The organism is Lysinibacillus sphaericus (assembly GCF_002982115.1).
Lineage (GTDB): Bacteria > Bacillota > Bacilli > Bacillales_A > Planococcaceae > Lysinibacillus > Lysinibacillus sphaericus.
On the sequence record NZ_CP019980.1, the window covers coordinates 3339999 to 3361364 of the forward strand.

24 protein-coding genes are annotated in these 21366 nt (G+C 39.3%); 3 read left to right on the forward strand and 21 right to left on the reverse strand.

Annotated elements, in window-relative coordinates; genetic code table 11:
- Positions 1-90: 90 nt before the first annotated feature.
- The 8 genes from ccsB to LS41612_RS16685 form a co-directional block, all read right to left on the reverse strand.
- Positions 91-1272, reverse strand: a complete 1182-nt coding sequence (ccsB, locus tag LS41612_RS16650) for a c-type cytochrome biogenesis protein CcsB (RefSeq protein WP_024361489.1) — start codon at positions 1270-1272, stop codon at positions 91-93.
- Positions 1269-2927 (reverse strand): cytochrome c biogenesis protein ResB, encoded by a 1659-nt coding sequence (gene resB / locus LS41612_RS16655; protein ID WP_024361490.1) that lies wholly within the window; start codon positions 2925-2927, stop codon positions 1269-1271. Before resB ends, ccsB begins: the two co-directional genes overlap by 4 nt.
- Before the next feature lie 13 nt (positions 2928-2940).
- Entirely contained in the window at positions 2941-3474 is a 534-nt protein-coding gene (resA, locus tag LS41612_RS16660; protein WP_024361491.1) for a thiol-disulfide oxidoreductase ResA, read from the reverse strand.
- 275 nt (positions 3475-3749) lie between these two features.
- Positions 3750-4481: a pseudouridine synthase gene (locus tag LS41612_RS16665; RefSeq protein ID WP_024361492.1), complete on the reverse strand. Its 732-nt coding sequence runs from the start codon at positions 4479-4481 to the stop codon at positions 3750-3752.
- Positions 4482-4810: 329 nt separating this feature from the next.
- Entirely contained in the window at positions 4811-5392 is a 582-nt protein-coding gene (locus LS41612_RS16670) for a hypothetical protein (RefSeq protein WP_024361493.1), read from the reverse strand.
- 126 nt (positions 5393-5518) lie between these two features.
- On the reverse strand, positions 5519-6589 hold the full coding sequence (locus tag LS41612_RS16675) for a D-alanyl-D-alanine carboxypeptidase family protein (protein WP_024361494.1): 1071 nt from the start codon (positions 6587-6589) through the stop codon (positions 5519-5521).
- A gap of 79 nt (positions 6590-6668) precedes the next feature.
- The gene (gene scpB, locus LS41612_RS16680) at positions 6669-7262 is read right to left on the reverse strand and encodes an SMC-Scp complex subunit ScpB (protein ID WP_024361495.1); all 594 of its coding nucleotides are present in this window, start codon (positions 7260-7262) and stop codon (positions 6669-6671) included.
- On the reverse strand, positions 7234-8013 hold the full coding sequence (locus LS41612_RS16685) for a segregation/condensation protein A (protein WP_024361496.1): 780 nt from the start codon (positions 8011-8013) through the stop codon (positions 7234-7236). The genes scpB and LS41612_RS16685 overlap by 29 nt, the downstream gene beginning before the upstream one ends.
- Before the next feature lie 55 nt (positions 8014-8068).
- Here LS41612_RS16685 and LS41612_RS16690 point away from each other — a divergent pair, with 55 nt between their 5' ends.
- Positions 8069-8572, forward strand: coding sequence for a DUF309 domain-containing protein (locus LS41612_RS16690; RefSeq protein WP_024361497.1), 504 nt, complete (start codon positions 8069-8071; stop codon positions 8570-8572).
- Here LS41612_RS16690 and LS41612_RS16695 read toward each other — a convergent pair.
- The 12 genes from LS41612_RS16695 to LS41612_RS16750 all read right to left on the reverse strand — a co-directional run bounded on the left by LS41612_RS16695 (position 8569) and on the right by LS41612_RS16750 (position 19527).
- Entirely contained in the window at positions 8569-8940 is a 372-nt protein-coding gene (locus LS41612_RS16695; protein WP_024361498.1) for a GNAT family N-acetyltransferase, read from the reverse strand. The genes LS41612_RS16690 and LS41612_RS16695 overlap by 4 nt on opposite strands.
- 200 nt (positions 8941-9140) lie before the next feature.
- Positions 9141-10460 (reverse strand): diaminopimelate decarboxylase, encoded by a 1320-nt coding sequence (gene lysA, locus LS41612_RS16700; protein ID WP_024361499.1) that lies wholly within the window; start codon positions 10458-10460, stop codon positions 9141-9143.
- A 225-nt stretch (positions 10461-10685) separates the two neighbouring features.
- Complete coding sequence (locus tag LS41612_RS16705; RefSeq protein ID WP_024361500.1) at positions 10686-12128, reverse strand: spore germination protein; 1443 nt, start codon at positions 12126-12128, stop codon at positions 10686-10688.
- 15 nt (positions 12129-12143) lie between these two features.
- The gene (sigF, locus tag LS41612_RS16710) at positions 12144-12884 is read right to left on the reverse strand and encodes an RNA polymerase sporulation sigma factor SigF (protein ID WP_233433804.1); all 741 of its coding nucleotides are present in this window, start codon (positions 12882-12884) and stop codon (positions 12144-12146) included.
- Between the two features lie 58 nt (positions 12885-12942).
- A complete protein-coding gene (gene spoIIAB / locus LS41612_RS16715) occupies positions 12943-13383 on the reverse strand; it encodes an anti-sigma F factor (RefSeq protein ID WP_024361502.1) in 441 nt (146 codons plus the stop codon).
- On the reverse strand, positions 13376-13729 hold the full coding sequence (gene spoIIAA, locus LS41612_RS16720) for an anti-sigma F factor antagonist (RefSeq protein ID WP_024361503.1): 354 nt from the start codon (positions 13727-13729) through the stop codon (positions 13376-13378). Before spoIIAA ends, spoIIAB begins: the two co-directional genes overlap by 8 nt.
- Positions 13730-14136: 407 nt before the next feature.
- Entirely contained in the window at positions 14137-15387 is a 1251-nt protein-coding gene (locus tag LS41612_RS16725) for a thymidine phosphorylase (RefSeq protein WP_024361504.1), read from the reverse strand.
- A gap of 13 nt (positions 15388-15400) precedes the next feature.
- Positions 15401-16582 carry a phosphopentomutase gene (gene deoB / locus LS41612_RS16730; protein ID WP_024361505.1) on the reverse strand — a complete coding sequence of 394 codons (1182 nt, stop codon included), beginning with the start codon at positions 16580-16582 and terminating at the stop codon, positions 15401-15403.
- 128 nt (positions 16583-16710) lie between these two features.
- Positions 16711-17613, reverse strand: coding sequence for a site-specific tyrosine recombinase XerD (gene xerD, locus LS41612_RS16735; RefSeq protein WP_024361506.1), 903 nt, complete (start codon positions 17611-17613; stop codon positions 16711-16713).
- Between the two features lie 201 nt (positions 17614-17814).
- Positions 17815-18279: a ferric iron uptake transcriptional regulator gene (gene fur, locus LS41612_RS16740; RefSeq protein WP_024361507.1), complete on the reverse strand. Its 465-nt coding sequence runs from the start codon at positions 18277-18279 to the stop codon at positions 17815-17817.
- A gap of 124 nt (positions 18280-18403) precedes the next feature.
- Positions 18404-18916, reverse strand: a complete 513-nt coding sequence (locus LS41612_RS16745; protein ID WP_024361508.1) for a hypothetical protein — start codon at positions 18914-18916, stop codon at positions 18404-18406.
- Positions 18917-18981: 65 nt separating this feature from the next.
- Positions 18982-19527 carry an NUDIX domain-containing protein gene (locus LS41612_RS16750; protein ID WP_024361509.1) on the reverse strand — a complete coding sequence of 182 codons (546 nt, stop codon included), beginning with the start codon at positions 19525-19527 and terminating at the stop codon, positions 18982-18984.
- A 76-nt stretch (positions 19528-19603) separates the two neighbouring features.
- Here LS41612_RS16750 and LS41612_RS16755 point away from each other — a divergent pair, with 76 nt between their 5' ends.
- Positions 19604-20503, forward strand: a complete 900-nt coding sequence (locus tag LS41612_RS16755) for an aldo/keto reductase (protein ID WP_024361510.1) — start codon at positions 19604-19606, stop codon at positions 20501-20503.
- Complete coding sequence (locus LS41612_RS16760; protein WP_024361511.1) at positions 20500-20964, forward strand: VanZ family protein; 465 nt, start codon at positions 20500-20502, stop codon at positions 20962-20964. Before LS41612_RS16755 ends, LS41612_RS16760 begins: the two co-directional genes overlap by 4 nt.
- A gap of 130 nt (positions 20965-21094) precedes the next feature.
- Here LS41612_RS16760 and LS41612_RS16765 read toward each other — a convergent pair whose 3' ends face one another.
- On the reverse strand, positions 21095-21361 hold the full coding sequence (locus LS41612_RS16765) for a YqkE family protein (RefSeq protein WP_024361512.1): 267 nt from the start codon (positions 21359-21361) through the stop codon (positions 21095-21097).
- Positions 21362-21366: the final 5 nt, after the last annotated feature.

Below are 21366 nucleotides of genomic sequence, written 5' to 3' on the forward strand. Positions count from 1 at the left end.
TTCTCTACCCTTCTATTGTACATGGTACGCTACGACTTGAAAAGAAAAGAAAGCCCTTTCGCAGCAGCGAAAAGGCTTTTCGTTCCCCTGTTACGCGTAGGAGTGTAAACCTGCAAGAATTAAGTTAACGGCAATAAGGTTAAATAATATAATACCAAAGCCAATTAATGCTAACCAAGCAGATTTTTCACCTTCCCAGCCCTTAGATAAACGTAGATGTAGGAATGCTGCATAGAATAACCATGTAATCAGGGCCCATACTTCTTTCGGGTCCCAACCCCAGAAACGACTCCATGCAAGTTGTGCCCAAATCATCGCAAAAATGAGTGCACCTAATGTAAATACTGGGAAACCAATAATAACAGAACGATAACCGACTTCATCCAGTAATTGGAGATTTACACGTTTAACAAGCGGTTGGAATATCGCGCTTATGCGACGACGTGCAATAAGGCGAATGAATAAGTATAGTAATGAGCCTATTAATAATGACCACACGACCGTTGTTAATTTTTTCGCATTAATCAGTGCAGGCATTTCTACTAATGGAGACATGCCATGTTCTTCCACTACCTCATACTCATTCATCCCAAAAATAGGTGGCAAATTATAAGTAATTTGGCGAGACATACCTTCTTTATCGATATATGTGTATTTCGATTCATAATCCATCGCACTAAATGTAGATGACACAATAACAAAGCCAAGCACAACGACTAAGCAGTACATAACTGCTTCAAGCCAGAAACGTTGCTTTGAAGGTTTGTTTAGATCTACAACTTTTAATAAATAAATTAAACCTGCAACTGCACTAATCGCTAAAATCGATTGCCCCATTGCAGCCGTAATAACGTGAATTGTTAACCAATGACTTTGCAATGACGGTACTAATGGACTTACTTCTGTCGGGAACATTGATGCATAGGCAATGATTAATAACGCTACAGGTAACGCCACTAAACCAAGCGCTGTTAGGCGATAAATAAAGTAAATTAAAATAAATGCACCAACAATAAACATCCCGAAAGCAGTCGTAAATTCAAACATATTACTAACAGGTGCGTGACCTGTGTGAACCCAACGTGTAATAAAATAACCAATTTGCGAAAGGAAACCTATAATTGTTACGACAATTGCCAGTTTACCCCATTTATCTGTGTTTTTGCCAGAAGCATTGGATTGTTTAATGGCGCCGCCAAATAGTAAAGTAGCTACTAGATAGGCTAAGAATGCAACAAATAATAGATTTCCACTTAAGTCAATCAAACTCATAAGGTGTTGTCACCTTCCTTTTTTGTGGACTCTTCACCTTCTTCAGACGACTCTAACTGATCCTTATATTGCGGTAGGCCAGCAAATGCAGTCACGGCATCTAAATCTTTTTTCATGCTGAACATATTTTTATTGACATGAGCAGCCATCAGCACATGGCCATCAGGCTCTACTTGTAACCAAAGTCGACGGTGATTCCAATATGATCCGATTGCAACGCCGATCATGAAAATAATACCACCAACAAATAAAATTGGGATTGTGCTATCTTTACGTATTGTAATGCCAGACATATCGCGTGTTTCCACACTTTCAAACATCATTTTGTATTGGTTTTCACCTAGTGGTTCTAATGTTTGTTTAATCGCAACGAAGCTAGTTTCACCCTCTGGTGTTTCTGGTGTCGTCATTTTAAATAGAAATGCTGGATTATTAGGAACTGACGTCGCTGTTTGCGGTACACCATTTTCAAACCCAGAGAAGTCTGGTGTGTAAACAAGTAATTTAACAGATACACCATTTCCTAAATCGTATTCTTTTTTAGGGTTTGTTAAATCAATTCCTACTTTACCAAGTGATTGCTCCGTTGATTTATTTACCAGTTGGAAATTCATTTGCTTCAATTCATTTAAGCGATAATCCATTTGATATAGTGCATAGCCTGATTCTTTTAAAGGATGATTCACTCGAATTGAATAATCTCTCACCTTTTCTAGATTTTCCGTATCACCTGCAATTGCGTCTTCAGGTTGCTTATATAACGTAATATCCGTTTGGAAGTTTTTCGCAACGACGTTAACACCTTGCTTTAGCTGTTCACCTTGTGGTGTATTATCATGTGTTTCTAAAATAAAGTCTCGATTTTCAATAAAATAACCGTCCATGCCAGTAATTGCACGTGTTTCACCTTCACGTACCCATATCGATTCGTCGACATAGAAACCAGGAACTAAACGCAACATTACCCCAGTTAAAAAGATAATGAGGCCTACATGATTTATGTACGGACCGTAACGAGAGAAGCGGCCTTTTTCAGCTAACAAAGCACTGCCGTCTCGACGAACAATGTATTTCATTTCAGTCATTTTCTTTTCAACTTTACTAAGCGTCTCTTCAGGACTTGCTGTTACTTGTCCTTCTGCAACAATACGTTGGCGCTTTAAAAAACTTTCATGGCGCTTAACACGTTGATTTTTCAATGATTTATAAAGTGGTATCCCACGGTCAAGACTGGCAACAATAATGGATACCGCAAGCATTCCAACTAAAATTTGGAACCACCAAGAGCTATATAAATCAGACAGCCCTAATGTATAATAGATTTTCCCCACAAAACCATAAACATCCTCGTAATAGGCTCCCTTTTCCATATCAGAAGCTTTTACGTAAAACTCTTGCGGTAGTAACGTTCCTATTGAAGCTGCTATTAATGTAATAATAATTAATGCTATCCCTACTTTAACACTTGAGAAAAAATTCCAAATTTTGTCGACAATTGATTTGTTGTACGTTTTTGAGCGAATAGCCGTACCATCATACCGCATGTCGACAACTTTATTTTGCTTTTCTTCTTCGGTTAAAGGACGACCGCATTTCTCACAGAGCTTCGTGCCAAACGGATTACTATGTCCACAAGCACAAATAATATTCTCCATCGTCTATTACCCCTCATTTTGGCTTTATTAATTCCATGTAAGAAGCGATTGTCGCCTCCGTCATTTCTCCAGTAGTAATCTTCACTACCTTACCGTCCGGATCAATTAAAACTGTTGCAGGTAAATTGCCAACATTGTAAGCAGTCATTACACTTTTTGTTTTGTCAATTACAACAGGAAATGTAAGACCGTACTTATCAACAAAATTTTGTACTTCTAAATCCGTTTGTGCAATGTTGACAGCCAATGTCTGTACACCTAAATCCTTGAAAACTTGGTATTGGCTATTCATTGCAGGCATTTCCTTCTCACATGGTTTACACCAAGTTCCCCAGAAATTCAAAAATACCCCCTGTCCTCTATAATCAGACAGTTTGTGTTTCTCGCCATTTAAATCTACTAACGTGAAGTTCGGTGCTTCAGAGCCAACAGCTACTAACTCTACCTTTTCCTTTGTCGCTGTCCCGTATACGGTATACCCAATTGCGATCGCTAAGATGGCTAAAATAATAGTGCGGGTTACGAGACGTTTTTTCTTTTTCTCCAAGTTAATAAACCCCCTACTCAAATACGCCTCGAGGGTATTTGTCGATATTTCACTTCCACTTAAGAAATATCTGTTATCTCTCCCCCGAGACTTACTTTGTTTACGCGCCTGCTAGATAAAATTAAAACAGGTGTACTATTCTCACCTATTATAGCAAAATGATACAAATTCGCTTAGTTATTAATTATGAATGATTTATGAACGTTTTCACACGAGGAAAGTGAAAAACCCACCATACGTATAGCGGTATATACATTTTCCATGTTGTTATTCGTTTAGCAGATTTGCCCAGTTTCAGCTAACACGCGCAGTTGCTTGACTTCATGTTTCGACAATTCACGATATTCTCCTGGTGTTAGACCATATAAATCTAAAAATGCAAAACGTTCACGCTTTAGTTTGACAACCGGCGTACCGATTGCCTCAAACATACGACGTACTTGACGATTTCGCCCTTCGTGTATTGTAATTTCACAAATCGCCTTGCCCGCCTGCTCATCAAAGGAAGTCATACTTACTTTTGCTGGTGCTGTTTTGCCATCTTCTAATTGAATACCACGTTGTAGCTTTTTTAAGCCCTCAATTGTTGGCACACCTTTAACACGTGCAATGTATGTTTTGTCAATTTTAAATTTTGGATGCGTTAACATATAGGAAAACTCTCCATCATTTGTCAGTAATAATAATCCAGATGTATCATAATCTAGACGACCAACAGGGAAAATACGTTGCGGAATATGTTTAAATAAATCTGTGACAGTTTTGCGTCCTTTATCATCCGTTACTGCCGAAATTGTTCCACGTGGTTTATATAGTAAGTAGTAAACTTTATCTTCTTTCTCAAGTTTTACACCTTCTACTTCAATTGTATCCGAGTTGGATACCTTCGTTCCAAGTTCACGTACAACAACGCCGTTTACCTTTACTTTACCTTCTACAATCAATTGCTCAGCTTTACGCCTTGAAGCGACACCTGCATATGCAATCACTTTTTGTAATCTTTCCATTGTTTCACCTCTAGTTAAAAATGTAACCTTTTGAAGGTTATTTTTCCCGTCAATCTGTGAAAATTATGTCATACTTTTGTGCAATATAAAAGAGAAACTCATTCCGCACTAGTAATACGATTATTCTAAATAGTGTATTATTTGCTAGTTTCTCATTTAATTGTCTTAGCACTACATAAAATAACCTAGCTATTTTTCGATTTATTTCTAATATAGACCAAACCACCAAATTTTAAAAAAAGGTGCCTGACACCCAAAAAATTCTGAACATTCGTATTTGTTTCGGTGTCTGGCACCCTAAAAAAAGCTACCCTTTTAGGTAGCTTTTTTTATTGATATACATTTTCTATGGTAACGCCATTTTTACTTAATTCAAGATTGATAAATGGTTTTGCCTTTACTAACTTAGCTGTTAAAGATTGTTCAATTGTCGAGCCGTCATGCAACGTAAAAATCAACTTATCTGGTTTCGTCACACCATCTTTTTGCACGTTTGTTTGTTCTGCTTTAATGATTTCTTCCCAGCTTGTCAAATCTTCTTGCACACTAAAAAATGCATTCATATGGAGCCCTTTTTCATCCATTATTTGATAATGATTAATACATAAAAATAAAAATAAAAGGACGAGCAACCAAGATGTGCCGACAATCGCCCGTTGTATATTTCTACCCTTTTTTGTTTTTGGGACAATGATTATATTTACCAAAAGAACCATCGCCATGCCAATTAAAGCAATCATTAATATAATATACGCTTTAAAAGTAGTCTCGAAAAGGTAATAGTCGTTCGGTCGATAAAGCAGCTCTTGAATGGGAAATAGCAAAATAAACGGAGCGATAAAACTTGATAAAAATAAAACAATAATGACTGCTATTTGATTGTGCTTTCGATTCACTTTAGTAGTAGCCATAATTGTCCCTCCTTGCCACCATGCTTTTACAATTTAACTAACATAATTTTACACTAATTACGATAAATATAAAATTCTTTTTTACATCTAGAATATATAGCATAAATAAAAATCAGCGCATCGCTTTTAACGATCCGCTGATTCTACTTTAACGGGTATAGCATAAATTCGCTCTTCCCCTAGAAAAATCGACAATACTGCTTCCTTTCTTTTTCTAGAAATTTGCAGTACTTGCCTTGCAATCTTTTTTTCCTCTTTATTTAATTGCAATTGAATTGGTTGCTCTAATCGGATAGCCAATTTATCATTGACATTATATTTTCCCTTTTTCACAACCGTCTCCATATTATAGTTTTGCCATACTTCATTCGCTAAGCCTCTGTGAACATTCCAATCATCCGATTCATTTAACGTCACAACTATACATGTTTGCCCGTCTTTTTGAAAAGCGGTTGCTAACGTTCGTCCTGCTACCTTTGTAAAACCAGTCTTTCCTGCAAAAGCTGTTCCCGTTGCCGATTTTAATGAGCTTACAGGTTGCTCCGTCTCATCATCTACTTCAACTGCGACACCCGAACCTTCCCGCAATAGACGATGCTTATTTTCCCATAGTATACCATTTACTGTATTGGCACGATAAAGGACGGTAGATGCAATTTTCTCAAAGGTTTTGTTTTGAAGTGCGATTCTTAGCATTTCAGCTGTATCTCTTGCAGAAGACAAATGCTCGTCGTGATGCAAACCTGACGGGTTCATAAAAACTGTATTGGTAAGTCCCGCAATCACAGCTCTTTCATTCATTAATTTGACAAAGCCTTCTACCGAACCGCCTGCATGCTCTGCTAATGCTGTCGCAGCATCATTACCTGACCGTAACATTAAACCATATAATAACGTTTCAACCGTCACCGTCTCGCCCGCTTGCAAATAAATGGAAGAGCCTTCAGCCATTGCAGCTTTAGGAGAAATAATGACTTCATCTTGAAGATCACTATTTTCAATCGCGACGAGAGCTGTCCAAATTTTTGTTAAGCTCGCAATGGGGAGCCTCGCATCACTATTAGAACCTGATAATACTCGACCTGTCTCACCGTCAAGCACGACATACCCACTTCCGCCTCTTGCTAAACCATTTTGTGGGATAGTTAAGATTCCCACAGCTATCATGAACACCATTAATCGTCGTAACCGTAGCAACAAGCCACTCCTTATTTTAAGTGATAGATAAGTAGAACTATGAAAATTAAAAGGAAAGCACATAGCACTTTTCTTTTGATTACTTAACGCCATTAAACGTTTCTTGGAATTTAGTCATAAATAAATCTGTTTCTTGTTCTGCTTCACCATTGTCCTCCTCAGGTAATGGAGGCATTTCTTCAATACTATTTAATCCGAAGTAGTTTAAGAACTCCTTCGTTGTGCCATATAAAATCGCACGACCTGTCCCCTCAGAACGTCCTACTTCTTTCACTAGCCCTCTTGAAGCGAGCGTTTGCAGTGGTCGTTCACATTTGACACCACGTAAATCTTCGATGGCTACCCGTGTAATGGGCTGTTTATACGCCACAATGGCCAACACTTCTAAAGAAGCCTGAGACAATGATTGCGCAGTTGGATTTTCTACTAATTTTTGAATCGTATCTGCTAATTGTGGTTTTGTAATTAACTGGTAAACACCTGCGATTTCCTTTATTGTAATTCCTCTAGTATCATCTTCGTCAAATGCTACACGCAGTGCCTCCATTGCGGGCGCAACTACTTCTTCTGCTTCACCAAGTAGCTGTGCTAATTGCTTAATTGTTAAGCCATCATCTCCTACAACAAATAATAAAGCTTCAATTCTACTCTGTAGGATTATTGTCTTCGTCATCATCCCATTCCTCCTTCTGTAATGTGACCGTTAGTTCTTCAAAATTACCATCTTGCTCTACAATGACAATTTGACGTTTCATCAGTTCAAGCAGTGACAGAAACGTTAAAATAAGTGTTGGTTTATCTTCATAAGGAAAAAGCTCGAAAAATGATGCACGTCCACCTGTTAAACGTAAAGAATTCACAACAGAACGCATTTGCTCCTTTACTGAGCGCTCCTGCCTCGTGACAGTTGTTTTCAATGGCTTCTTTAATTTTTTTCGGCGCATCAGCTTCTGGAAGGCGCCAAGCATATCATAAATATTGACGTTCATATCGAATAACGCCATCTGTTCATCAGGTGCTAATTCCGATAAATCTGAAGGTGGTCTTGTAAATACCTGTGCTCTATCTGTTTCAAGCTCTTGTAGATTACTTGCCGCTTCTTTATATTTTTTATACTCTATTAAACGTTGTACCAGTTCTTCACGAGGGTCAGGGCCATCGATTTCGATTTCCGCATCTTCTAGCTCTCCTTCATGTATTGGTAATAGCATTCGGCTCTTAATAGCCAAAAGTGTTGCCGCCATCACTAAATACTCACTCGCCTCATTTAATTCAAGCACCTGCATCGCATGGATATGATCAATATATTGTTGCGTAATTTCAGCCATTGGAATATCATAGATATCAATTTCCAATCTGTGAATTAAATGCAATAATAGATCCAGAGGACCTGAAAAGGCTTCTAACTTTACTTCATAAGACATTATTTTACCACCCTGATATTCAATGTTCTTTTAGTATAGTGGAAAGGAGTTCAAAATGCATCCACAGCACCATACTTTATTTATTGATTACTGTGCCTATTTCAATGGCAATGGGGATTTTTTTGAATGCCATGAAGTGCTTGAGGAATATTGGAAAGACATTGCGCCCGGCAATAAAAAGCATCCTCTTGTTGGCTATGTTCAACTAGCGACAGGATTATATCATTGGCGTCGTGGCAACGCAACTGGTGCTTTCAAAATCTTACATAAAGCACTCACTAATTTTCAAGTCAATAAAGGCCATGTGTTTTTTAACGAAATCGACTACACAAAACTACTATTACAATTAACCGAAACACTTAGCCATATTCAAATGGGCAAGTCCTTTCAAGCTTTTCAATTACCGCTGACACCTACTTTACAAAATTTAGTAACAGCTCGCATACAGCTTTTACCGGAAAGCAACCCTAACTATCTTCTTCATAAACATATGCTACGTGATCGCTCACATATTCTTGCTGAACGACAAGAAAGCAAACAAAGAAAAAGCAGACGTTAACTTTCGTCTGCTTTTTCTTCATTACATTGTATACATTTGCTAACAAATTCACGCGTTTCATCCGTTGCACGCAATTGTTCGTATTGGCCAAGTTCTGCCACTTCTTGTAGCATTTCCTTTGCTACGCCTTCTCCTCTGTAAGAAGGAACTACAGAAACGTGCTGAATTGTTGCTGTGTGATTGTCTGTTACAAGCCCGACGATACCAACGTATTCATCGTTCTTTTTCCATAAGTATAATACCCAATTATCATCATTTTCATAGGATTGGATTGTCTCTGTGAGCTTTTTTATGTCTTTTTCGTTAGGCATAAACGAGAGTAGCCCCATTGCTATTTTCTCGAAAGCTTTTTTATATCGAATTAACATATTTGTCTATTCCCTCTTTTTCTAGCTGTACATAATCTTTGACTATCCTACACGATTTGTACTATTACCGCAAGCCAATTTTCTGTCTTACGAACCAGGGCCGAGAATACCTTGCGACGCTAACACCCAATAGACAACGCCCCACAACAAAATAAATGTCGTCATAGATGCCAATAATACCCATTTGTTTTTTCTCAAATTTATTCACCCTTTTTTAACGTTAGCGGGAGATCATTTTGTACAATATCTTCGTAACTTTCACGTTTAATCGCTAATTGATGCTGTCCATTTTCTACAAATACCACTGCTGGACGTGTTACACGGTTGTAGTTGCTTGCCATCGAGTAGCCATATGCCCCTGTACAGAAGATTGCTAGTACATCACCAGAAGCTGCCTCTTGTAATTTTGCATCGATAATCAATTTATCGCCCGATTCACAAAGTTTTCCAGCTACAGTGTACGTTGCTTCTTTTGGTGCATTGGCTTTACTAGCGATGACTGCCTCGTATTTTGCATCATATAATGCAGGACGAATATTATCACTCATTCCGCCATCAACTGCAATGTAATTACGTACATCTGGTACTGTTTTTTGAGAACCGATAGTATAAAGTGATGTTCCTGCATCACCAACAAGTGAACGGCCTGGTTCAATCCAGATTTCTGGCATTGTTAGTCCAAGTACAGTTGCTTTATTTTTCACAACAGTAATCATGTCCTCTACATACACTTGTGGCTCAAGCGGTGCATCTTCTTCTGTATAGCGAATACCGAAGCCCCCACCTAAGTTTAACACAGTACACGTAAAACCGTGAGTCTTGTTCCAATCAGAAATCTTGTCGATTAGTTTTTCACCTGCTAAGCCAAAGCCAGCTGTATCGAAAATTTGAGAGCCAATATGGCAGTGTAAGCCTAAAAGCTGTAAGTATTCGTGTTTAAAAGTTTGCTCAAATGCTTGATCGGCTTGACCGTTGTTTAAGTCAAAGCCAAACTTAGAATCCGCTTGCCCTGTCGTAATAAAATCATGCGTATGTGCCTCAACTCCTGGTGTGACACGTAATAAAATACGCATTTTTTGTTGACGGCGCTCAGCAATTTCTTTTAAAAGTTGAATTTCATAGAAGTTATCTACAACAATACAGCCAATTTTTGAGTCAAAGGCTAGCTCCAATTCTGCAATGCTTTTATTATTACCATGGAAGTGAATACGCTCTGTTGGGAAACCTGCTTTTAATGCTGTAAATAGCTCCCCTCCAGAGACAACATCCAAGGATAGGTTTTCTTCTGCTGCTAATTGATACACCGCTACACATGCAAATGCTTTGGAAGCATACGCTACTTCAGCCTTTACCCCTAGCTTTTTAAATGTATCGATAAAGCCGCGTGCTCGCTTACGAATAAGCGCTGTATCGTACACAAATAATGGCGTACCATATTCTTTTGCAAGCTCTAATGTATCTACTTGTCCTATTGTTAAATGTCCGTCTTCAGAAATCGCTTGTGTTCCATATAAATGCATTTGCATCTCTCCCTTTTCACGTCTCCATTTTGTGACATTTGCGTACCTCGTGGTATGTCAGTCCTTACTCAAACATTTCCATCGAGACATTGTCTTATCTTAGCAGGTATTGGCATGTCACAAGATAAAAACACATAACCATTCACTAGCAAAGATAATTTTTGCAAAAATCACAAAATACTATATGTGAACTTTATCACATGAAAAAAGTGAGTGCAACGGCTCCTATGATCTTTTTCTCTGTTTGGAAGCGACTACATATGGTCTTAGTGCATCCGACGTCATAGGGAAGCGGATAATGACGCGAAGCATCGCAGTTGGGAAAAATGGAACGAGCGGCCATAAATATGGTGCTTGTAACGGACGTAATGAACATAAATAGGTAAATAATAAAAACAATCCAATAAATAATCCATCTTCTCCCCAAATACCTGTCATAATGAGCAAAACAAATCGGAAGAGCTTAATGGAAATACCTAGCTCGTAAGATGGAATAATAAACGTAAAGATGGCTCCTACCGCTGTATACAATACAACTTCGGATGAGAACACACCAACATCAATGGCGATCTGCCCAATGATTACCCCGGCTACTAAACCCATCGCAGTAGACAATGGTGTCGGGGTATGGATGGCGGCCATCCTTAGAAATTCAATCCCAATATCGGCGATTAGAATTTGCAGTAATATCGGAATATGTGATTTATCCTGACTACCTAAAAAAGATAGCGAATCAGGTAATAATGATTCATTCGTTACAAATAAATACCATAAAGGTAATAATAATAACCCCATAATTGTTCCGAAATAGCGCATAAAACGCACAAAGGTCCCGACAGTAGGTGCTTGTCTATATTCTTCAGCATGCTGCAATAAATGGAACATCGTAACGGGCACTAAAATAACGGAAGGTGAAGTATCCACCATAATCGCTACATGCCCCTCTAGTAAATGAGCAGCGACAATATCAGGACGTTCTGTATAGCGTACAAATGGAACTGGGTGAAACTTTTGCTTAAACAGCCATTCCTCTAGTGATTTATCGGCCATTGTCAAACCATCATGATTAATTTGACCAAGACGCTGTCGCAATTTATCGAGCATTTCCTCATTAGCAATATCCTTCATAAACGCAATTGCGACATCGGTTTGACCGAGCTTGGATATTTTATGTAGCTCGAAGCGTAAATTACTGTTGCGAATGCGTCGACGAACTAAAGCTGTATTTTGTGAAATCCCCTCTGTAAAGCCATCCCTAGAACCGCGAATTACTTTTTCATTATCCGGCTCTTCTGGTGAACGCCCTGGATAATTTCGAAGCTCCGCAATATAGCAGTATCCACTTTTCGTAATAAAGGTTACTTGCCCACTTAAAATAGCAAGCAAATAGGCTTTACGTTCCGTTTCTTCAGAACGACCATGAAAGTTGAAATGTGCTTCAAAATATTCTCGCTCATCATCAATATCAATGTCTTCTTCAGGTAACATATTGGATAGTAATTGCGTCAGGGCTTCCCCATCTACTAGTCCGCTAATATATGCACAAAGAACCGGCAAATCTTTGACAAATAAATGCTTAATACCTACGTCAAATGATTCGCCGTCTCCAAATTGCTCTTTAAGAAAATCTTCGGCTTCTTCTAAGCTGTTAAATAGTTTATTTGTCATGCTGTCACCATTTTCTTAGATGTCTTTTTCTACTCCGTGTTCAACCGTGGCACTCGTCGCCATCCAACTTTTCAACTGCGCTAAAATCTTTTTCTCTAAACGAGATACTTGTACTTGTGAAATGCCCAGACGAGTTGCGATTTCAGTTTGTGTACAATCTGAAAAATAGCGTAAATAAATAATGGATTGTTCCCTCGGATCAAGTCTTGTCAACACTTCTTTTAACGGAATATATTCAAAAGGTTGCTCTGATTTTTCATCCTTCATTTGATCCATTAATGTAATGGAATCCCCTTCACTTTCATACAATTGCTCATGTAAGGAAGCTGGATCCCTTAAAGCATCCGACGCTGTCACAATTTCCTCAGTCGTGACGCCAAGAACCTGCGCTAATTCTTGAATGGTCGGTGGATGCTCATTATTTTTAATAAATTCATCCGTCGCATGGCGGATTTTAAAGTTGAGCTCGCGAATTGAACGGCTCACCTTTACCATGCCGTCATCCCTTAAAAAGCGCTGTATTTCACCGATAATCATCGGGACAGCATATGTGGAAAATTTCACATCGTACGCTAAATCAAACTTATCTACAGATTTCATAAGGCCTATACAGCCTATTTGAAATAAATCTTCGAGCTCCACGCCCCTTGTTGTAAAGCGTTGGACGATAGACCACACAAGCCTCGTATTCCCCTCAATCATTCGTTTACGAGCTTCATGATCGCCCTGTTGTGAACGCGCAATTAAATCACGCATTTCCTCCTGTGACAAAAGCTTATCGGACGACTGTTCTATCGGCTTCACGATAGCAACCTCACATTACCGCCGTGCGAACCGAATAAAATTTTTTCGTAAACGTTACAGTTGTACCTTCCTGCCACTTGGACATGACAGTCAACTGATCTGAAAAGCTGTCCATAATGGTAAAGCCCATACCAGAACGTTCCATTGCACTTTTCGTCGTAAACAAAGGCTCCATCGCTTGACTGACATCCGCAATGCCTACCCCTTTATCCATCACAGACACCGTTACAATATCATCCTCACGCTTTGCGTGAACTGTAACGACCCCTTTTCCATCTTCTTCATAACCGTGAATAATGGCATTGGAAACAGCCTCTGAGACAACGGTTTTAAATTCTGATAGCTCATCAATTGTTGGATCTAATTGTGCAATAAAGCCCGTTATCGCCACACGTGCTAAGGCTTCGTTTTCGCTAATTGCTAAAAAAGTTAATGTCATTTCGTTATCCATTTACAATCCCCCTAACTCGATCAATCGCTTCTTCCTCTGTTGCATCCATCATCCACGGACCTAAGCCTGAAAATTGAAATACTTTTCGCATCGTCGGCGATGGATTTAATAAAATTGTTCGTCCAGCGACTGCTTCTAACTCACGCATTCGACCAAGCACTAGGCCTACACCTGAACTATCCATAAACGATAGTCGCTCAAAATTCCAAATGATGGTCGTTACAGCCCCCTGAAAAATTGCTGTAGAAATTTTAGCCCGAATTTGCTCTACTGCATGATGATCGAGCTCCCCAAATAAACGTATAACTACTGTCTCCCTTGTTACCATTTCTAATTGAAAATGCATGAACATCGCCTCCTCCTCGTGCAATTCCACATTCCATATAACAAATCCTTGCTGTTGACAGAACTAGTGCAAAGTCTCTTGAAATAGTGTCAAATCGACATTCTTATGGCTTTTAGGTTAAGTGCAGTATGGGATAAATCAAAAGGTTTTAAACGTCGTCTACATTTTTTGTCAGTGTGTCATTGTAGATAGCTAATTTATGTAGGTATTCAATACGAGGAGAACGAAAAAAAGTGTTAGATTGACTGCCATCAATCTAACACTTTTTCGCTGCGCCGTTGTTGTCCGCTTCGGCGGTGCTTTCCGCGGGCACACACGTAAGCCGCAACCGTCTCTGTCGCGTCTTACATTTTGTGCTCTACAGAGCACCGCCTCCGTATATACTAGCGTTTTCTGCTAATTTATACTTATGCCATTAAATAGGCTTGCTGTACTTTAGTGATTGTTTCTTCGTTAATTTCACTGTTTGAATACAGATAGGCAATAGTTTCATCCGCACTGACACGGTCACCTTTTTTGGCAACTAGCTGGATGCCTGCATCATAATCAAGCGAAGATTCCTTCGTTAAGCGACCAGCGCCAAGACTAACGCTTGCTTCACCAATCATTAATGCATTAATGGACGCAACAACACCCTCTGCCGCTGCTTTTACAGCCACCTTATGTGCTGTGTCATTTTGCACAATATCCGCTAAATCGCCGCCCTGTGCTACGATAAATTCCTCAAACTTCGCAGCTGCTGAGCCATCTTCCAACACTTTTTTGACAGCTGCTACCGCTGTTGTTTCATCTACTCCAGCCGCAATCTGATACATTAGAGAAGAAATAATAATGCACTCTTCTAATAAGTCTGCGTGCGTTTCTTCTAAGCGACCTTTTAGCAAGGCATACGCCTCTACTACCTCAAGTTTATTACCGATCATTTTCCCTAAAGGATTATCCATATCGCTAATATGAGCGACAACTTTACGGCCTAATTTTTCACCAATTGCTGTCATCGCTTCAGCCAATTTCTTCGCTTCTTCTTCCGTTTTCATAAAGGCACCAGAACCACATTTCACATCTAGCACAATACCATCTGCACCACTTGCAATTTTTTTACTCATAATCGATGCAGCAATTAACGGAATAGAGTCGACAGTACCTGTCACATCTCGCAATGCATAAAGTTTTTTGTCGGCAGGTACAAGATTGCCTGTCTGACCAGCAACCGCAATTTTATGTTTATTGACATTATCAATGAATTCTTGTGACGATAATTCTGTTTTAAAACCACGGATTGATTCTAATTTATCGATTGTGCCACCTGTAATACCTAAGCCTTTACCACTAAACTTCGCCACTGGAATATCTAGAGAAGCAATAATTGGTGTGACGATTAACGTGACTTTATCACCGACACCGCCTGTAGAATGTTTATCAATTTTAAAACCTTCGATTGAAGTTAAATCAATTACATCACCTGATTCAATCATTGCCTTCGTTAAATAAAACGTTTCTTCGTCAGTCATACCAAGTAAGCGAATAGCCATTAGCAATGCGCTCGCCTGATAATCCGGAATAGCACCTGTTGTATAGCCTTCAACAAAGTATTGAATTTCAGCTTGTGTCAGTTCTTTGCCTTGTTTTTTCTTTTCAAAAAGCTGCACCATATTCATAGACAATTCCTCCTTATTTTAAATCATTTAAGAAACTCTTACCGAATGGTGGTGCTTCTACTTTGAAGTTTTCAGCGACAGTTGCTGCAATATCTGCAAAAGTCTCACGAAGAGCAAGCTCGCTTCCACCTTTAAAACGTGGTGAATAGACAATTAGTGGCACGTATTCACGTGTATGGTCTGTGCCAGGGAATGTCGGATCATTACCATGGTCAGCCGTAATCATAAGTAAATCATCTTCTGACATTGCCTGTAAAATTTCAGGAAGACGCGCATCAAATTCTTGTAATGCGTTACCGTAGCCAAGTGGATCACGACGATGCCCAAAATTGGCATCAAAATCTACTAAATTTAAGAAGCTAATCCCATGGAAATCTTGTTTTGCGACTTTAGCGAATTGATCCATACCGTCCATATTATTTTTTGTACGAACTGCTTCAGTAACCCCTTCACCATTGAAAATATCAGAAATTTTACCAATGGCAATTACATCAAGACCAGCATCTTTCAAAGCATTCATCGTTGTACGTCCAAAAGGCTTTAACGCATAGTCATGACGATTTGGCGTGCGTGTAAAGTTACCTGGCGTCCCGATAAATGGACGTGCAATCACGCGTCCTACTAAATATTCTGGCTGTAATGTCAACTCACGGGCAATCTCACAAATTTTATAAAGTTCGTCCAGTGGAATGATTTCTTCATGCGCAGCAATTTGTAACACAGGATCAGCCGATGTGTAGACAATAATAGCCCCTGTCTCCATATGTTCTTGTCCAAAGTCTTCAATCACCTGTGTACCACTTGCAGGTTTATTACATAGTACTTTGCGTCCTGTACGTTGTTCAAGCTCGGCAATCAGTTCAGCAGGGAAACCTTCAGGGTATACTTTAAATGGTTTATCAATATTAAGACCCATTATTTCCCAATGCCCTGTCATTGTGTCTTTCCCGACAGATGCCTCTTGCATTTTACCGTAGTATGCTTGCGGTGTATTTGTTGCTTGCAGTCCTTGCAGTGGTTCGATATTCGCTAAGCCAAACGACTCCATCACGGGCATTGTAAGCCCATTCATTTTTTCAGCGATGTGACCTAAAGTATGTGCGCCTGCATCGCCGAATTTAGCTGCGTCTGGTGCTTCACCAATCCCAACTGAATCCATTACAACGACATGGATTTTTTTAAATGCTTTATTCATAATTATTGCCTCCTAATCTCACGATTCCATTTTACCAAAAACAAGCGAAAGGATAAAGGTCAGACATCCGACTAAGTAATTTATTTTCCTTAAACAAGAAACAAGCTCTATCTGTCGCTTATTTTTTATTAGGCACGCGGATGGTACTGCTTGTAGACTTCTGAAAGTCTCGTTTTACTAATATGCGTATAAATTTGAGTCGTGGAAATATCTGCATGCCCTAGCATCTCCTGCACTGCACGTAAGTCAGCTCCATTTTCCACCAAATGAGTAGCGAAAGAATGACGTAACGTATGTGGTGTAAGCTCATGTTGGATGCCCGCCTTTAATGCGTGCTCCTTCATTAATTTCCAACAACCTTGCCTTGTTAAACGTTTCCCTCGTTGATTAATAAAAAAGGCATCTGTTTTTGGGTATTTCCCCTGTAATGTACCTCGTGCACCATCTAAATAAACACTCAATGCAGAAAGGGCACTTTTACCAAGCGGAATAATGCGCTCCTTGCCTCCTTTTCCAAATACACGTACAAAGCCCATCGTTAGATGAATATCAGCCAAATCGAGTGCAATCAGCTCACTTATACGCATGCCAGAACCATATAAAAGCTCTAGCATTGCTACATCTCGAACACCTTGTGGCTTGCTGCGATTCGGTACTGCCAGCAATGCTTCGATTTCTTCAATCGATAGAATATTTGGAAGTTTTTGTTCAATCGTTGGCATTTCTAAATGCACTGTAGGATCTGTTTCTGTGCGCTTTTCTCGAAGTAAAAATTGGTGGAAGCTACGAATGGATGAGATATGACGTGCAACAGTACGGCTCGTCTTTCCTTGCATGCGCAGTTGCTCTAAATGGCGCAAAATTGTTGTGCGTTCAATAGTGCGAAAATCAGCCATTCCCTCAGCTTCTTGCAAAAAATGGACATAGTTTTCTAAGTCTCGGCGATAGGATGCTAATGTATTAACGGATAATTGCCGCTCTACCTGGATAAAATGGATATAATCCTCTATTGCATATTGAAATTCATTCATCACAACGCCCCCTCACTGTCAATTATTCTCTATTTTAGCACGCCTATAAAAAAAGTGCGAAAAGCCCACACTAGAGCTGAGTCGTAATTTGCTTAGGCTTTTCCTCCCTTTACTAGAATAATAGAGCATCACATCATGCATAAAAAAACAAAAAACTGCCTGATGCAATCTATATGCAAGATTTCATCAGACAGTTTCTCGTTATTGTTCTTCATTTGTGTCGTCGTTTTTATCATGACAACGCCAGCAAATACCGTGGAAAGTTAGTCGGTGATCTTTTATAATAAAGTTCCAACGTTTCTCAACAACGGCTTCCACATCTTCAAGTAAATCTTCTTGAATTTCATCTACAGCACCACACTCGATACAAACGAGATGATGATGGAAATGCGCAGCTCCCTCTTGGCGTAAATCGTAGCGTGATACGCCATCACCAAAGTTGATTTTGTCGACGATTTTAAGCTCTGTTAGTAATTCTAACGTTCTATAAACAGTAGCCAGACCTATTTCTGGTGCCTTATCTTTTACTAAAAGATAGACATCCTCTGCACTTAAGTGGTCCTCTTCATGCTCTAGCAAAACAGCAACTGTTGCTTCTCGCTGCGGCGTCAGCTTATAACTAGCACTATGCAACTGTTTTTTTATACGATCAATTCGGCTTTCCATGTGACGCCCCCCTAAACTTATTTCATTATACCAAAGGAGTAAATCCTATTACAAGATAGTGAATAGATTTCAAATAAGCTTTTAATGTTTTTAGCTGTTGCTTCATATGAACGTATTTTATGCATCATTTGAGTACATACGTTATAACGATAAACTCAGCAACTATTATGATGAAAAAAGCGATAAAATTCAACAAAATTGTCCGTCCATTCGTCTTTTTCCCGATTTTTCGCTTCGACCAAGCAGGTACTAGTAAATTACATAGGACTAGCAACAATATACAATAGATAAGCTGAAATGGAAACCACCAAATCGTATATAGCCAAAATGCTTCAAGTTTTTGTAGTAAAAATACAGAGCTAAAGCCAAAAAACGTTGCGCGTATTGCTACTGTAACACGTACTAACACTTTTAAGACACTATGTGTTGCAAGTAACAGTACAATACCGATTGAAGCGGCTACAGGTAACACTAAACGAACAATAGATTGCCTGTCCACATCTGCTAAACGAGGTTCTATAAACAAAATAAAAGGCTCTGCATTCGCCCCTCCAATAATATGAAAGCAGATGACGCCACAAACGAAGCTCACTGCAACAATTGATGCGTGATAAAATATAGAAACCGTACGAGACATAAGCATGCTCCTTTTCTATCAAGGTTTGTACAGCTTATGCTCGTCCGCTTCTATTATGCTAAACTTTATTTTTCTTGTTGCAATGCCAACCACAGCACAGCAAACGCTGTTTTCGCATCATAGATACGCCCATCAGCAACCATTGCTTGTGCCTCTTCCAACGAAACTTCTAGTAATTCGACAAATTCATCTTCGTCTAGTTCTGCACTATTTTCAATGTGATATAAATCTGTCGCCACAAATAGATGTATGATTTCATCCGCAAAACCTGGTGAAGTGGCAAAGGCTTGTAAATACTTGAATTGATGTGCACCATAGCCTGTCTCTTCTTCCAATTCACGACGTGCAGTATGAATTGGCTCCTCACCGCTTTCAAGTTTACCTGCTGGAATTTCTACAATGGAACGTTCGAGCGCTTTACGATATTGCTCCACCATTACGAGCTTGCCTTCGTTGGTAATGGCAATGATTGCTACCGCTCCAGGGTGTTTAATAATTTCACGCTTAGCAGACTTCCCGTTTGGTAATGTGACATCATCAACCTGTAAGTTCACGATTTTGCCCTTATAGATAGGTGTCGTCTGTGTCGTTATTTCTTCAAACTTTTTCATTGCCCATAACCTCGCTTGTTCTTCAGATATGTTCATTGTACCATTACAAGTAAAGAAATCGAAGGAGGGCATTCGCATGAAAAAAAGACAACTTGGCTCAAGTCATTTATTTATTTCAGAGATTAGTTTAGGAGGTATGTCTCTTTCGACAGATAAACATAAGGCAGCAGCCATACTTGATATGGCGTTAGATGCGGGCATTAACTACATTGATACGGCTGATTTATATGATTTAGGTGCCAATGAAGAAATTATCGGTACAGTTTTGGGTAAACGTCGACAAGACCTGATTATCGCAACGAAAGTGGGGAATCGTTGGACAGAAGGGGTGGACGGCTGGCAGTGGGATGCCTCCCCTACATATATTAAAGAAGCTGTTCATAAAAGCCTAAAAAGACTCGGTACAGATTACATTGATGTCTATCAACTACATGGTGGCACAATAGAGGATGACTGGGACGGTATTATCGACACATTTGACAACTTAAAAAAAGACGGTGTCATTCGAGAATACGGCATATCCTCAATTCGACCAAATGTACTGAAACGTTTTTTACCTGCTAGCTCGGCAAAAAGTGTCATGATGCAATATAGTGCGTTAGATCGTCGCCCAGAAGAATGGTTAGATTTTATAGCTAGTGAGGGGGCTTCGGTCGTAACACGCGGCACCATCGCAAAAGGATTATTAACAAATAATTGGAAAGAACGTTTGCAACAGGTCAATGGCTATCAAACATACACTGTAGATGAATTAACAACAACATTAACAAACTTAGCCAAACACTATGAAGATTTACATGCATTAGGGCTAGCCTTTAATTTGAAGGAACCCACTATAGCTTCAACGGTGATTGGTGCTAGTTCGCAGGAGCAACTCGCCCAATCACTAAATGCCTATGAAAAAATAAATGCAATCACTAATTTTGAAGTAGCGAACGCTCTGACTAAAGCAGACCAATACGTTGACCACCGATGAAAAAATGGTCCGTTTTACTTTTATTTTTAATCATTCTTGCAATATCCTCTAGCATGACTTATGAACAACAGTCGATTATCCCTGAACTAGAGGAACTATTAGCGCATAAGCCTTTTGAAAAACAACTGTCCGTTTTAAAAATCCCCTATTGGGATACAGTCGTATCTATAGAAGAGCGAGGCTACTTTAAATTTGTAGAATTTCTAATTCGAAAATTTACGCATTTTGTAGGATTTGGTTGTATTGCACTGGGGATTTATTTTGCGTTAAGTAAACGTCGATTCGCTGCGCGTATAGCCATTGTCATTACGGCTGTCATAGCCACGCTAGATGAATTTCGTCAAAGCTTTACACCTGGACGTACCATGAGCGGACAAGATGTCCTAGTAGATACAGCAGGCGCTATTGTATTTATTAGCATTGCCGTAGTCGTAAAGAAACTACGGTCGCTTAGAAAATAAAATTTTGTTTTTATCAACAATTTCCTAAGAGTTTGTGGCGATTCTATAGTGACGATTCAAAGCAGTCTAAATCAAAATCAACAAAAAAACAGTGAATCTCATTCCAAGAGATTCACTGTTTCTATCAAACTTAAAATTTCGAGCCTTTGTCACCGTATTCGTTCAATAATTCTTCGAACGTTTTGTTTTTCTCACGTTGCTTACGCTCAAAAGCTAACTGTGCTTGACGCTCTTCCTCTGCCGCTTGCTCTTTCGCTGACAAATCTTGTTTCGCTGCTTTTAACTTCGCTAACACATCGCCAGCAAGCTGATCTGCTAATGTAACAGCCTCCTGCTTTGGTAAACTAGCAGAAATACCAGCGTCAACACGTTGCTGTTGTTTTCGTTTTTTTCCCATTACTT

What these genes read in the sequence shown, in the direction of transcription:
- ccsB (WP_024361489.1), bottom strand. Translation starts at nt 1,272, where the DNA reads ATGAGTTTGATTGACTTAAGTGGAAATCTATTATTTGTTGCATTCTTA.
- resB (WP_024361490.1), bottom strand. Translation starts at nt 2,927, where the DNA reads ATGGAGAATATTATTTGTGCTTGTGGACATAGTAATCCGTTTGGCACG.
- LS41612_RS16665 (WP_024361492.1), bottom strand. Translation starts at nt 4,481, where the DNA reads ATGGAAAGATTACAAAAAGTGATTGCATATGCAGGTGTCGCTTCAAGG.
- LS41612_RS16670 (WP_024361493.1), bottom strand. Translation starts at nt 5,392, where the DNA reads ATGGCTACTACTAAAGTGAATCGAAAGCACAATCAAATAGCAGTCATT.
- scpB (WP_024361495.1), bottom strand. Translation starts at nt 7,262, where the DNA reads ATGACGAAGACAATAATCCTACAGAGTAGAATTGAAGCTTTATTATTT.
- LS41612_RS16685 (WP_024361496.1), bottom strand. Translation starts at nt 8,013, where the DNA reads ATGTCTTATGAAGTAAAGTTAGAAGCCTTTTCAGGTCCTCTGGATCTA.
- LS41612_RS16690 (WP_024361497.1), top strand. Translation starts at nt 8,069, where the DNA reads ATGCATCCACAGCACCATACTTTATTTATTGATTACTGTGCCTATTTC.
- LS41612_RS16695 (WP_024361498.1), bottom strand. Translation starts at nt 8,940, where the DNA reads ATGTTAATTCGATATAAAAAAGCTTTCGAGAAAATAGCAATGGGGCTA.
- lysA (WP_024361499.1), bottom strand. Translation starts at nt 10,460, where the DNA reads ATGCATTTATATGGAACACAAGCGATTTCTGAAGACGGACATTTAACA.
- LS41612_RS16705 (WP_024361500.1), bottom strand. Translation starts at nt 12,128, where the DNA reads ATGACAAATAAACTATTTAACAGCTTAGAAGAAGCCGAAGATTTTCTT.
- sigF (WP_233433804.1), bottom strand. Translation starts at nt 12,884, where the DNA reads ATGCGTGATTTAATTGCGCGTTCACAACAGGGCGATCATGAAGCTCGT.
- spoIIAB (WP_024361502.1), bottom strand. Translation starts at nt 13,383, where the DNA reads ATGGATAACGAAATGACATTAACTTTTTTAGCAATTAGCGAAAACGAA.
- spoIIAA (WP_024361503.1), bottom strand. Translation starts at nt 13,729, where the DNA reads ATGCATTTTCAATTAGAAATGGTAACAAGGGAGACAGTAGTTATACGT.
- LS41612_RS16725 (WP_024361504.1), bottom strand. Translation starts at nt 15,387, where the DNA reads ATGAATATGGTGCAGCTTTTTGAAAAGAAAAAACAAGGCAAAGAACTG.
- deoB (WP_024361505.1), bottom strand. Translation starts at nt 16,582, where the DNA reads ATGAATAAAGCATTTAAAAAAATCCATGTCGTTGTAATGGATTCAGTT.
- xerD (WP_024361506.1), bottom strand. Translation starts at nt 17,613, where the DNA reads ATGAATGAATTTCAATATGCAATAGAGGATTATATCCATTTTATCCAG.
- fur (WP_024361507.1), bottom strand. Translation starts at nt 18,279, where the DNA reads ATGGAAAGCCGAATTGATCGTATAAAAAAACAGTTGCATAGTGCTAGT.
- LS41612_RS16745 (WP_024361508.1), bottom strand. Translation starts at nt 18,916, where the DNA reads ATGTCTCGTACGGTTTCTATATTTTATCACGCATCAATTGTTGCAGTG.
- LS41612_RS16750 (WP_024361509.1), bottom strand. Translation starts at nt 19,527, where the DNA reads ATGAAAAAGTTTGAAGAAATAACGACACAGACGACACCTATCTATAAG.
- LS41612_RS16755 (WP_024361510.1), top strand. Translation starts at nt 19,604, where the DNA reads ATGAAAAAAAGACAACTTGGCTCAAGTCATTTATTTATTTCAGAGATT.
- LS41612_RS16760 (WP_024361511.1), top strand. Translation starts at nt 20,500, where the DNA reads ATGAAAAAATGGTCCGTTTTACTTTTATTTTTAATCATTCTTGCAATA.
- LS41612_RS16765 (WP_024361512.1), bottom strand. Translation starts at nt 21,361, where the DNA reads ATGGGAAAAAAACGAAAACAACAGCAACGTGTTGACGCTGGTATTTCT.